Origin of the sequence: Clostridioides sp. ZZV14-6154 (assembly GCF_020657785.1) — a bacterium.
GTDB lineage: Bacteria > Bacillota > Clostridia > Peptostreptococcales > Peptostreptococcaceae > Clostridioides.
This window is the reverse complement of sequence record NZ_JAGWCY010000002.1, coordinates 33,905-47,263: the sequence shown is the minus strand read 5'-3', so window position 1 is coordinate 47,263 and position 13,359 is coordinate 33,905. Positions and strand designations below refer to the sequence as shown.

At 30.1% G+C, this 13,359-nt stretch carries 12 protein-coding genes; 9 read left to right on the top strand and 3 right to left on the bottom strand.

Translation table 11 applies throughout. From position 1 onward, the window contains the following. Nucleotides 1–46: 46 nt before the first annotated feature. Together KGF45_RS06740 and KGF45_RS06735 are read right to left on the bottom strand one after the other, a co-directional pair. Entirely contained in the window at nucleotides 47–1,018 is a 972-nt protein-coding gene (locus tag KGF45_RS06740) for a dipeptide ABC transporter ATP-binding protein (RefSeq protein WP_227842036.1), read from the bottom strand. After that, the gene (locus KGF45_RS06735) at nucleotides 1,019–1,996 is read right to left on the bottom strand and encodes an ABC transporter ATP-binding protein (protein ID WP_227842034.1); all 978 of its coding nucleotides are present in this window, start codon (nucleotides 1,994–1,996) and stop codon (nucleotides 1,019–1,021) included. A gap of 215 nt (nucleotides 1,997–2,211) precedes the next feature. Between KGF45_RS06735 and KGF45_RS06730 the strand changes: the two genes are divergently transcribed. The 3 genes from KGF45_RS06730 to KGF45_RS06720 all read left to right on the top strand — a co-directional run bounded on the left by KGF45_RS06730 (nucleotide 2,212) and on the right by KGF45_RS06720 (nucleotide 5,681). Continuing rightward, on the top strand, nucleotides 2,212–3,777 hold the full coding sequence (locus KGF45_RS06730) for an ABC transporter substrate-binding protein (protein ID WP_227842032.1): 1,566 nt from the start codon (nucleotides 2,212–2,214) through the stop codon (nucleotides 3,775–3,777). Between the two features lie 129 nt (nucleotides 3,778–3,906). Continuing rightward, entirely contained in the window at nucleotides 3,907–4,866 is a 960-nt protein-coding gene (locus KGF45_RS06725; protein ID WP_227842030.1) for an ABC transporter permease, read from the top strand. 2 nt (nucleotides 4,867–4,868) lie between these two features. Continuing rightward, nucleotides 4,869–5,681 carry an ABC transporter permease gene (locus tag KGF45_RS06720; RefSeq protein ID WP_227842029.1) on the top strand — a complete coding sequence of 271 codons (813 nt, stop codon included), beginning with the start codon at nucleotides 4,869–4,871 and terminating at the stop codon, nucleotides 5,679–5,681. A 218-nt stretch (nucleotides 5,682–5,899) separates the two neighbouring features. On the opposite strand, the gene KGF45_RS06715 is transcribed toward KGF45_RS06720, so the two are convergent. After that, nucleotides 5,900–6,802: a LysR family transcriptional regulator gene (locus KGF45_RS06715; protein WP_227842027.1), complete on the bottom strand. Its 903-nt coding sequence runs from the start codon at nucleotides 6,800–6,802 to the stop codon at nucleotides 5,900–5,902. 351 nt (nucleotides 6,803–7,153) lie between these two features. Between KGF45_RS06715 and KGF45_RS06710 the strand changes: the two genes are divergently transcribed. The 6 genes from KGF45_RS06710 (at nucleotide 7,154) to KGF45_RS06685 (ending at nucleotide 13,243) form a co-directional block, all read left to right on the top strand. After that, nucleotides 7,154–8,332 (top strand): acetyl-CoA C-acetyltransferase, encoded by a 1,179-nt coding sequence (locus tag KGF45_RS06710; protein ID WP_227842025.1) that lies wholly within the window; start codon nucleotides 7,154–7,156, stop codon nucleotides 8,330–8,332. Between the two features lie 8 nt (nucleotides 8,333–8,340). Next, complete coding sequence (locus tag KGF45_RS06705; RefSeq protein WP_227841371.1) at nucleotides 8,341–8,997, top strand: CoA transferase subunit A; 657 nt, start codon at nucleotides 8,341–8,343, stop codon at nucleotides 8,995–8,997. Beyond that, entirely contained in the window at nucleotides 8,997–9,662 is a 666-nt protein-coding gene (locus KGF45_RS06700; RefSeq protein WP_227829196.1) for a 3-oxoacid CoA-transferase subunit B, read from the top strand. Before KGF45_RS06705 ends, KGF45_RS06700 begins: the two co-directional genes overlap by 1 nt. Nucleotides 9,663–9,759: 97 nt before the next feature. After that, nucleotides 9,760–10,536 (top strand): 3-hydroxybutyrate dehydrogenase, encoded by a 777-nt coding sequence (locus tag KGF45_RS06695; RefSeq protein ID WP_227829197.1) that lies wholly within the window; start codon nucleotides 9,760–9,762, stop codon nucleotides 10,534–10,536. Nucleotides 10,537–10,599: 63 nt separating this feature from the next. Beyond that, nucleotides 10,600–11,934, top strand: coding sequence for a GntP family permease (locus KGF45_RS06690; RefSeq protein WP_227842022.1), 1,335 nt, complete (start codon nucleotides 10,600–10,602; stop codon nucleotides 11,932–11,934). 409 nt (nucleotides 11,935–12,343) lie between these two features. Then, nucleotides 12,344–13,243, top strand: a complete 900-nt coding sequence (locus KGF45_RS06685) for a CAP domain-containing protein (RefSeq protein WP_227842021.1) — start codon at nucleotides 12,344–12,346, stop codon at nucleotides 13,241–13,243. The last annotated feature ends 116 nt before the right edge of the window (nucleotides 13,244–13,359 follow it).

The window sequence follows — 13,359 nt, the reverse complement described above, 5'->3', positions numbered from 1 at the left end:
TAACTATTATTTTTATTATATATGTTAAATTTAATTTTGAAAACCTCTATACTAAGTGACATGCAACAAGATGATTTTTTGAGATTTCCTTTAAAGCTGGCACTTCTATTTTGCATATTTCCTTACAATAAGGACATCTTGTATGGAACTTACATCCAGAGGGTGGGTTTGTTGGAGACGGAATATCTCCCTTTAATATAATTCTATTTTTCTGGATTGTGGGGTCTTGTACTGGTACTGCACTCATAAGTGCTTTTGTATATGGGTGTTGAGAATACAAATAAAGTTCTTCTTTTGTCGCAATTTCTATTACAGAACCTAGATACATAACACAAACTCTATGTGCAATATGATTTACAACACTCAAATCATGAGATATAAACAAATATGAAAGTTTATATTTATCTTGTAAATCCATAAGTAAATTTATAATTTGTGATTGAATAGAAACATCCAAAGCAGAAACAGGCTCATCACAAACTATAAACTCTGGATTTAATGCTAAAGCTCTTGCTATACCTATTCTTTGTCTCTGACCACCTGAAAACTCTCCTGGTTTTCTATTTAAATGATACTTAGAAAGACCACAATTTTCTATGATATTTAATATATTCTCTTTTATCTCACTCTTTGGTACTAAATTATGTTCTATAACAGCCTCAGATACTATTTGTTCTACATTTAGTCTTGGATTTAACGAACTATATGGGTCTTGAAAAATCATCTGCATTTTTGGTCTTAACTTTCTAAGTTCTTCCTTTTCTAACTTATATATATCAATACCATTAAATTCAACTGTACCTTCCGTTTTTTCTATTAATCTAAGAATAGCTCTTCCTGTTGTTGATTTTCCACACCCAGATTCTCCAACTATAGCTAAAGTTTCTCCCTTTTTTAAATCAAAAGATACTCCATCCACAGCCTTTACATATTTGACTTCCTTATTAAATAATCCAGAATTAACTTCAAAATATTTTTTAAGACCTTCTACTTTTAATAAACTTTCTTCTTTTTTCATTTATATCTCCTCCTTTTTATATAACCAACATGCGATACTATGACCATTTTGTAGTTTTATTAAAGGAGGTATTTGAGTTCTACATTTGTCACGTACTTTTTCACATCTATCACTAAAATAACATGAATCTGGGATACCAATTGGATTGGGTACTTGTCCTGGAATTGAATATAATCTATTACCTACATTTTTACCAAGAATAGGCTTTGACTTTAAAAGTCCAATAGTATAAGGATGTTTTGGATTTTTAAACAACTCAACAACATCTGCTACTTCTATAATTTTACCCGCATACATTACAACTACTCTGTCACACATTTCTGCAACTACTCCCAAATCATGTGTAATCATCATTATAGATGTATTTAATTTTTCTTTTATATTTTTCATTATATCTAAAACTTGGGCTTGAATAGTAACATCTAGAGCTGTTGTAGGTTCATCGGCTATAAGTAATTTGGGGTTACAAGATAAAGCCATAGCTATCATTATTCTCTGTCTCATACCACCTGACAATTCATGTGGATAAGAATCATATATTTCTTTAGCTCTTGGTATCTCTACCAGTTTTATCATATCTATTACCTTTTTTTTAGCTTCTTCTTTTGATAAACCTTGATGTAGCATTACCCCTTCAATAATTTGATTTCCAACCGTAAATGCTGGATTTAGAGAAGACATTGGTTCTTGAAAAATCATAGATATTTCATTACCTCTTATTTGTCTAAGTTCATTTTCTTTCATTTTTAAAATATCTTTTCCTTGAAAAATTATTTCCCCACTTTCTATTTTTGATGTTGGAATTAGTTTCATCAAAGACATTGCTGTTACAGATTTACCACATCCAGATTCTCCAACTATCCCAACTGTTTCTCCTTCATTTATATCAAAACTTACTCCATTTACACTTTTCACAATACCTTTATCTGTATGAAAATACACTTTTAAATCTTTAAACTCAACTAGTGTTTTATTCATTATTTTCTCCTCTCAGCATAATTGCTTAAAATAACATACACTTTCTGATTTTATTTCATAAAATTTTAAAATACAACTTCTTTTTACATTTTATTGTTTTTTCTATCAATCAAATCGACACAATAGTTAATTTCTATACTTATTGATTTAATAATGATTATTATTATAAAATAAAGGATATGTGTTAAATATTATTTTAGGAGGTTTTATAAGATATGAAGTTCAAAAAATTGGCATCATTAATCTTAGTTTCATCATTAATGCTTACATTTACAGCTTGTAGTTCAAATGATAAAGACAAATCCAGTGCAGGAGAAAGTAAATCTGGTGGAACTGTTGTAATCCCTATGGCAAGTGACCCAGATATAATCAATGGTGCTTTTGCAAATGTTAAAGAAGATTCTCTTGCATCAAATATAGTTTATGCTCCTCTTTATACTTATGAAAAAGGAAATTTAGTAAATTATTTAGCAGAAAAAATAGATTTTAAAGATAGTAAAGAACTAACTATAAATTTAAAATCTGATTTAAAATGGCATGATGGAAAACCAATAACTGCTGATGATGTTTTATTTACATTTAATACAGTTTTAGATGAAAAACAAAATTCTCCATCAAGACAATACTTATTAGTAGGTGAAAAACCAGTTAAAGTAGAAAAAACTGATGATTTAACTGTTAAAATTACCTTACCTACTGCAAGTGACTCTTTCTTATATGGTATCTCTAAGATTGCTCCAATACCTAAACATGTATTTGAAGGTGAATCAAACATAGCTAAATCAGAAAAAAATAATAATCCAGTTGGTTCTGGTGCATTCAAATTTAAAGAATGGAAAAAAGGTGAAAGTATAGTATTTGAAAAAAATACAGATTACTTTGGTGGAGAAGCAAAAGCAGACTCTATAGCATTAAAAATAATACCTAATGAAGCATCTCAAGAAGCTGCTTTAAACAATGGTGAAATTTCACTTATGAAGACATCTGCTGAAGGATACGAAAAAGCAAAATCAAATTCAAACTTACAAACTTATACTTATAGTGAGGAAAGATTAAACTATATTGTATTTAACCAAAATATAACAAATATGGCTAATAAAGAAGTAAGACAAGCTTTATCATATGCTCTAAATAGAAATGAAATGATAGAATCAGCATATGGAAAAGAAGGTTCTGTTCCTGCAAAATCTATATTAGTTCCAGAAGCAGACTTCTATACAGAAGAAGGTGTTGAAGGATATGACCAAGATGCAAATAAAGCTAAAGACTTATTAGCTAAGAGTGGTGTTAAAATTGATAAACTAAAAATAGGTTATAACACAGGTAGATTTGGTCATAAAAACTATGCTCTAGTAGCTCAACAAGAGTTGAAAAAAATAGATATAGAAGCTGAAATAGTTCCTTATGAAAGTAAAGCTTTCTTCAATGTATTATTCAGTAATAGTACTGAGTGTGATATGTATGTAAATGGTTATGCTTGGGGATTAGAACCAAACCCATATAGAGGTATGTTTGAAACAGGACAATATTGTAATCAAACTAAATATTCTAACCCTGAAATAGATGCTTTATGGGAAAAAGGATTTACTGAATTAGATAAAGAAAAACGTAAAGAAATATACAAACAAATACAACAAGATGTATCTAAAGATGCTCCTATCTACACTATAGACTATGAGCAAAACTTAATGGCAGCTCAAAAGAATCTAAAGGGAATAGAAGAAGCTAAGCCATCTCCTGCAATATTGTTTGAAGATTGGTCTAAACTATATACAGAATAATTGTTGTAAAATTTTATATTATTAATTAGAAAAGGAGATGTCTAAAAATAATATGACAACTTTGAACTCATTGTCCATTGTTTTGTTATTTTAAAATAAGACATCTCTTTTAATTAGGAGAATTTGTTTATGTTGAAATTAATATTAAATAGAATAAAGGTTTTGATACCTATGTTAATCCTAATATCCATACTATCATTTGGTCTTTTGGAGTTAGCTCCTGGCGACCCAGCAGATGCCTATATAAACCCTTTAATGTCTGCACAAGATATTGAAAACATAAGAATTAACATGGGACTTGATAAGCCCGTTTATGTTAGATATCTAGGATGGCTAAAAAACACTTTAAGTGGAAATCTAGGTACTTCTTATATAAATTATATGCCTGTTACAGATCAAATTATTGAAAAAATGGGAAATACAGTTGTGCTTATGGGAACTGCTTTAGCATTTTCAATACTGGTGGCTGTTCCACTTGGAATATTTTTAGCTGTAAATAAAAATTCAATAACCAGTAAAATATCATCTATCTTTAATTATGTAGGTGTTTCTATTCCTTCTTTTTGGATAGGAATGATACTTATTTCAATTTTTTCAGTGAAATTTAATATTTTCCCATCTGGAGGTATGCATACAATTGGAAATGATAGCTTTGGAGATTTAGTAAAACATTTAGTCCTACCTGTCATAACTTTGGGACTATATAATACAGCTATTTTTACAAATTATGTAGAAGCTAGTGTAAGTGAACAATTAAAAAAGCAGTATGTTACAACAGCAAGGGCAAAAGGCCTATCAGAAAAAGTCATACTTTTTAAACATGTATTGAAAAATTCTCTGACATCATTAATTACAATCCTTGGTATGAGCATACAAAAATTAGTGACTGGTGCCTTTGTTACAGAAGTAGTTTTTTCTTGGCCAGGTATGGGTAGATTAATGATTGATTCAATTTTTTCAAGGGACTACACTATAATTATGGCAATAACTATGTTGTCAGCACTTTTCTTAATTTTAGGTAATTTAATTGCTGATATATTATATTTATTAATTGACCCTAAGATTAAATCTAGCAAAGGAGGATTTTAATTGTGTTTACAAACATATTGAAAGAGTTAAAAAAAGACAAATCCTTTTCATTTGCATGTACTACTCTTGGAATAATAATCGTTTTAATTATAGCTTCTTTTGTGTTAAATATAGACTCTAATGCAATTGATACTACTACTAAACTTCAAGAACCTAGCTTAAAACATATTTTTGGTACAGATGAACTAGGAAGAGATTACTTTGCTAGAGCACTTTATGGTGGACGAATTTCACTTAGTGTTGGTATCTTATCAATGCTTATTTCTATAGTATTTGGTACTGCTGTAGGTGTTATTAGCGGCTATATTGGTGGGAAACTAGACCAGTTCTTGATGAGATTAGTAGACATGCTTATGAGTATTCCAAGTTTTTTAGTTTTAATTGTATTAAATACTTATCTAGCTCCTAAGGTTTCTACTATTATATTGATTATTGGTTTTTTGAGTTGGATGGAAGTTTCAAGAATTGTTCGCGGAGAAACTTTAAAAATAAAGGAAAATGAATACTGCTTAGCTGCTAAAGCTACTGGAATTAAAACTAGAAATATTTTATTTAGACATATAGTTTTAAACTTAAATGAAACTATTGTAGTTGCTGGTTCATTAAATATTGCAAATGCTATCTTAACTGAATCTGCACTTAGTTTTTTAGGGCTTGGTATACAATTACCTCTTGCATCATGGGGTAATATGCTTCAAGATGCTCAAAGACATATTTTTGATAAGTTATATTTAGCTGTATTTCCTGGCTTACTTATCTTCTTAACAGTTATGAGTTTAACTATAATAAGTAAAAAGTTTTCTAGTAGCAATTGATAATAGCAATATTTTAAAATATATAAAAACAGTGAGTGTATAGCTACACTCACTGTTTTTATATATTTTAAAATAAAAATCGTATGTATTCTAGAGCTTAATAAACTTCTATATTATGCGAAATTTATTTCCCTTTAATTAATATGTAGTTGAAAAACTAATAGTTTACTGTAATTAAACTCAATTCTTTTATTTCTATTTGTTATTTAAATAACAATCTATAGATTCTTTTTACTAAAGAAATCTATAATAAATTTAAATACATGCTCATCTACATGACTGTAACGTTCTTTTTTAGGTCTACATAATACAACCTTCCATGTAATAGGGTCATTAAATGGTTTTTCTATAATTTGACTATTTTCAAAAAAATCATGTACTGGTGATGGTAAAATAGTTATAAAATCAGAATTTGTAGTTGATAACAACAAGAAATCCCAAGAACCAGACATAATATACCTCTTAAGTTTAACTTTTTCATCAGTAAATTTTTGCATTAATTTATGATGTATCATAAATGTAGGATTAAATATTGCAAGCAATTCTTCATTTAAATCCTTCCAATCTATTTTATTTTTCTTTGCAAGATGATGACTTGTATTTAAAAATGCAGTAAGTTCATCTTCTTGAAGTACATGTTCTGTTACTACACTCCTATCAATTTTATGTGGATGTAAAAGAACTGCATAATCTAATTCCTGTAAAATAAGCATTCTACTTAAATCATATGCCCCCTTCTCTACTATATCGAATTCTATATCTGGATTGTTTGCAACTAATTGTGCAACTACATCAGAAAAAGCTATTCCAAGTATAAGTGGTGGTATCCCTATTCTAACCTTCCCTTTAAACTGAACAGAGTCTTCTCTTAAATCCTCCATCATATTTTTATATTCATTTATAATATTTTCTGCATTTACATAAAATCGTTCTCCTGCTGGAGTTAATCCATTTAACCTGCCTTTATATCTCTCAAATAAATATACATTTTCATTTTCTTCAAAAGTTTTTATAATTTGACTTAAGGCTGGTTGAGATATGTGAAGAGTTTTTGATGCAATTGATAAATTAAAACCAGATTTCACTATTTCAACAAAATATTTTAACTGTTTTATATCCATTTCAAACCACCTTTCTTACAAGTATAGTTGATATTAATATTTTTGCTTATAAGAACATTTTATAAGAAAATCAAAATAATTTCATTAATATTTTAACAAAATATTCCTCTATATGTATTCTAAATTTTTATCCTATAAATTTTCCTTATATGTTGTATAAAAAATTAGACTTAGACAAAACTCATTTTTCGCCGTAATCTATAGTTAGAAAGAGGAAAACCTAAAGCATTAGGAATAAAAATAATTAAAATACTTAAAAACAAGCTTGTATTATAAGTAATTTATTATAGTGTTCTTCAATTTTTTTATTCAGAAAATTTTAAATAATCATTCAAGGAGGAACTATTAAACATGAAAGATGTAGTAATTGTATCAGCAGTAAGAACACCTATAGGAAACTTTGGTGGTGTATTTAAAAATACTTCTGCTGTTCAACTTGGAGTTGTGGCTGTTAAGGAAGCTATATCACGTATAAAACTTGATTTATCTGAAATAGATGAAGTGATAATTGGAAATGTTCTACAAGCAGGGCTTGGACAAAATGTTGCTAGACAAATTGCCATAAACTCAGATATACCAAGTTCTGTACCAAGTTACACAGTAAATAAATTATGTGGTTCAGGACTTAAAAGTATTCAACTAGCAGCTCAATCAATCATAGCTGGTGAAAATGATGTAGTAATTGCAGGTGGTACTGAAAATATGAGTCAATCACCTTACATTATTCCTACTGCTCGCTTTGGTAGTAAAATGGGCAATGTTACTATGGTAGATAGTATGCTAACAGATGGTCTTATAGATGCTTTCAATCAATACCATATGGGAATCACTGCCGAAAATGTTGCTGACAAATTTGGAATTACAAGAGAGATGCAAGATAAAATAGCACTAGAAAGCCAAAATAAAGCTGAAGAAGCTATAAAAAACAATCGTTTCAAAGATGAAATTGTTCCAGTAGAAGTTACAATAAATCGTAAAGAAATTAAAACTATTGATACAGATGAATATCCTAAATTAGGCATGACATCTGAAATACTAGCCAAACTTAAACCTGCATTTAAAAAAGAAGGTACTGTAACAGCTGGAAATGCATCAGGAATCAATGATGGCGCAGCAATGTTGATACTAATGAGTCAACAAAAAGCAGATGAACTTGGGCTTAAGCCACTTGCTACAATAAAATCATATGCATCATCTGGCGTAGAACCTGAAATCATGGGAACTGGCCCTATTCCTGCAACTAAAAAAGCACTAGAAAAAGCAGGTCTTAATATTAACGATATAGACTTAGTAGAAGCAAATGAAGCATTTGCAGCACAAGCACTTGCAGTTAAAAATGAACTTCAAATAGATTCGTCTAAGTTAAATGTAAATGGTGGTGCAATAGCACTAGGACATCCAATAGGAGCAAGTGGCGCTAGAGTACTTGTAACCCTAATTTATGAAATGCAAAAACGTAAAGTAGAAACTGGCCTTGCAACACTTTGTATTGGTGGTGGTCAAGGAATAGCAATGATAGTTTCACGATAGGAGGAAATATGAATAAAATAGTTAGCATTGATGAGGCTCTATCTTATATCAAAGATGGAGATACAGTAATGATTGGTGGATTCATGGCCAATGGTTCTCCAGAAAATTTAATTGATTATTTATGTGATAAAGGTATAAAAGATTTAACATTAGTTTGTAATGATACTGGTTTTATTGACAAAGGTGTTGGAAAGATGGTTGTTAATAAACAGTTTAAAAAGATAATTGCATCTCACATAGGATTAAACAAGGAAACAGGAAGACAGATGAATGATAATGAAACATGTGTCGAATTAGTTCCTCAAGGAACTCTTGCTGAACAAATTCGTGCAGCTGGTTATGGCTTAGGTGGAATACTAACACCAACTGGTATTGGTACTCTTGTTGAAGAAGGAAAGCAAAAGATTGTTGTCGATGGTAAAGAATATCTTCTTGAAAAACCAATTCATGCTGATATCGCTCTTTTATTTGCTTCAAAGGTAGATAAAGCAGGTAACTTAGTTTACAAAGGTTCTATGAATAACTTTAATAATTTAATGGCTTCAGCTGCTAATATTACAATAGTTGAAGCAGGTGAAATTGTTGAAATAGGCAATATCGACCCCAATGAAATTACTACACCAGGTATTTTTGTGAATTACATCGTTGAAGGAGGTAATTTATAATGGATAAATTAGAAATGCAAGAATACATTGCAAACAGGGTCTCTAAAGAATTAAAGGATGGAGCTGTTGTAAATCTTGGTATAGGCTTACCAACCAAAGTAGCAAATTATATTCCAGATGAGGTAAACGTTATTTTGCAATCTGAAAATGGATTTCTAGGTCTAGGCCCAGCTGAAAATGGAAATTTAAGTGATGAAACTATTGTAAATGCTGGTGGCCAGCCAGTTACTATTCTTCCTGGAGGTTGTTTTTTCGATAGTGCCACTTCTTTTGGAATCATCAGAGGAGGTCATGTAGATGTAACTGTTCTTGGAGCACTCCAAGTTGACAAATATGGTAACATAGCAAATTATATGATTCCAGGTAAAATGGTTCCAGGTATGGGTGGAGCTATGGATTTAGTGACTGGAGCAAAAAAAGTCATTGTAGCAATGGAACACACTTCAAAAGGTTCAGCAAAAATATTAAATAACTGTACTCTCCCACTTACTGCAACTAATGCTGTAGATTTAATTGTGACTGAGATGGGAGTTATAGAAGTAACAACAGATGGGCTTCTACTTATAGAAATAAATCCTATCTTCACATTAGATGAAGTTCTTTCTGCTACTGAAGCACCTTTAATATTATCAGATTCATTAAATAAAGAGACATCAATTATTTAAAATAAATCAAAATTACATCAGAAAATAAATTTAAAAGATGCAAAATATTAATACAAAAAATTAATATAAAAATAAAATTAAATTGGAGGAAATAAAAATGGTTAAAGACAAAGTTGTATTCGTAACAGGAGCTGCAAGTGGAATAGGCAAACAAATAGCTGAATCATTCTTGAAGAATGGTTCTAAGGTAGTCTTCTCTGATATAAATCAAGAAGCACTAGATAATGTTACATCAGAATTACAAAAAGAAGGTTATGATTGTGCAAATGTAAAGTGTGATGTAACTAAAGAAGAAGAAATTAACCATGCGATAGATAATACTCTAGAAAAATACGGAAGATTAGACATACTAATAAATAATGCTGGTCTTCAACACGTTGCTATGATAGAAGATTTTCCAACTGATAAATTTGAATTTATGATAAAAATAATGTTAACAGCACCTTTTATAGCTACTAAAAAAGTATTCCCTATAATGAAAAAACAAGGATTTGGTCGTATAATAAACATGGCTTCAATCAATGGTGTAATTGGATTTGCTGGTAAAGCTGCTTACAATTCAGCTAAGCATGGACTTATAGGACTAACAAAAGTTGCTGCACTTGAAGCTGCTGACTCAGGTATAACAGTTAATGCTATATGCCCTGGATATGTAGATACTCCACTTGTTAGAGGTCAATTTAATGACCTATCAAAAACTCGTAATGTACCACTAGAAAGTGTATTAGAAGAAGTTCTATATCCACTTGTACCTCAAAAACGTCTACTAGATGTTCAAGAAATTGCTGATTATGCAATGTTTTTAGCTAGTGATAAGGCCAAAGGAATTACAGGACAAGCTTGCCTACTAGATGGAGGATATACTGCACAGTAGTTATTACATATTTAGGACTTGAGGAATTTATTCTTCAGGTCCTTCTACTAAGGAGGGATATTTATGAGTATTATCGCACCAATTGGTATAATTATTGGTATTATAGCTATTATATATTTTTCAGTTAAAGAAATTCATATAACTATAGCTGCTCCAATAGCAACTTTAATAGTTGTTCTCTTAAATAAAATGGATGTTGTGACATCAATGCTAGGTGCTGACAAAAATAATTATATGGGAGCACTTGGAAACTATATAATGAGCTATTTTGCAATATTTTTGCTAGGTTCTATACTTGCCAAGTTTATGGAAGAAAGTGGAGCTACTGTATCTATAGCTGATTTTATTTTAAATAAATTTGGCTCTAACCACCCTTACAGAGTTTTAGTTGCTATATTTATAGTGAGTTTTATACTAACATATGGTGGAATAAGTTTATTTGTAGTTATGTTTGCAGTTATTCCACTTGCAAGAACTCTATTTAAAAAACTTGATATTTCTTGGAATCTTATTCAGATACCTCTTTGGCTTGGAATTGCAACAATTACTATGACTATGATTCCTGGTACACCAGCTATTCAAAATGTTATTCCTATTCAGTACCTAAACACATCTCTTACAGCAGCAGCTATACCAAGTATTGCAGGAAGTATAGGTTGTGCTGTATTTGGTCTGGTATACATGAAATATACTTTAAACAAAAGTCTTAGAAAAGGAGAAACTTATGCAACTTACACTTCAGATATAGAAGAAGAGTCTTTAGATAGAGAATTACCAGGATTTTTTTCAAGTATCTTTCCTCTATTATCACTTGTAGTCATAGCAATATCTGGAAGTACTTTTGGTTCAGAATTTATGAAAAAAAATGTAATTTACATAGCCTTAATAGTTGCAATTATTTTATCTGCTTTTCTATTCCGTAAATTTTTATCGTCAAAAATACAAACATTGAGTATTGGTGCTAGTGGTTCTATAGGACCTATTTTTGCAACATCTTCTGCTGTTGCATTTGGAGCTGTAATAATGGCTGCACCAGGCTTTGATATATTCAGTAAACTTATCATGTCAATACCAGGAAGTCCACTTATAAGCCTTACTGTTTTAACTTCAACGATGTCAGCAATAACAGGCTCCTCTTCGGGTGCTTTGGGAATAGTAATGCCAAACTTTGCAGATTATTATCTAAGTACTGGCATGAACCCAGAATTAATCCATCGTGTTGCTACAATTGCTTCAAACATATTAACAATCGTACCTCAAAGTGGTGTTTTTCTTACATTCTTGAGTTTATCTAAATTAACACATAAAAATGGTTTTAAAGAGACTTTTATTGTGGTTGCAGTTGGTTCATTAATAGCAGAAATCATTGTAATTACATTAGGATTACTAATGTATTAAACTAAATCAAATTACTATTTATTATATAAAAAGTCATCTATTTATGATAGATGGCTTTTTTATTTTCAAGAACTTAATTAAAGATACTTTTTTTACTTATTTTCAAAGTATATATTAAATAAATATCACTAACTATAAAAAAAATTTACCGCAAGCAGAATTTTACATCATAGAATTATTATAAAAACACTATTTCTTCTAAAGCAGCTATGCCATACTATGCAGATTAATGATGAAAATTATCAAACATCATAAAATATACCTATTTATTCCAGGTATATTTTATTTACATATCTTTACAGTAAAAAAACACTTGATTCTATGTTAGTATAAATGCACGGGTACCCCCTACACTAAAGGTTACAATTTAGTAACATTTTTAGAATTTTTAGATTGAGAGGTGTTTATAATGAGAAAAAATATACCAACAAAATTAAAAACTATACTAGCTTTAGGAGTGTTAACCTTAGCAACAGCTTCCAGTGCTGTTACTGCAAGTGCTTCGTCACTTGAAAACAATATGAATATAAGTAATAAAAATTTAGTATATACTAATGCTAAATTTAAGTTTTCAGCAAAACCAAATTGTTCTGTAAAGCCAGAACTTAAACCTGACAAGGATAATTCTTGTAAAGATAAGAATCATAATGACAAGAATTGTAATATTACTAACAGACCTAGCGACAACAATAATTCAGACTCTACTAATAAACCTGAGGATAATAATAACTCAGACTCTAGTAAGCCTGAAGATAACGACAATTCAGGTTCTACTAATAAGCCTGAAGATAGTAATAAACCAGAAGATAATAAACCTGAGGACAACAACAATTCAGGCTCTACTAATAAGCCTGAAGACAATAACAACTCAGACTCTACTAATAAACCTGAAGATAATAACAATTCAGGCTCTACAACTGGAAATTTTTCAGCTTACCAAAAAGAAGTCGTTGATTTAGTAAACGTAGAGAGATCTAAAGCTGGATTAAATCCACTTACTCTTGATGCTGATGTATCAAATGTAGCTACAAAGAAATCTCAAGATATGATTGACAACAACTACTTTGCACATAATTCGCCAACTTATGGTTCTCCATTTGATATGTTGAAAAAGTTTGGGATAAGCTATAAAACAGCTGGTGAAAATATAGCAATGGGACAGAAAACACCAAAAGAAGTTGTAAATGCTTGGATGAATTCTGAAGGTCATAGAAAAAATATATTAAATCCAAATTACAGTAAAATAGGTGTTGGAGTAGCACAAAAAAGTGGTGGTTCAATTTACTGGACACAAATCTTTGTAGGATAAAATACTCTTTTTCCATATATACAAAAAGAGTATCTCAAGATGATTTTTAAAAATCATAAGTGGGATACTCTTTTGTATCTATACTATATCATAGTATTTTATCTTTAATATATTTT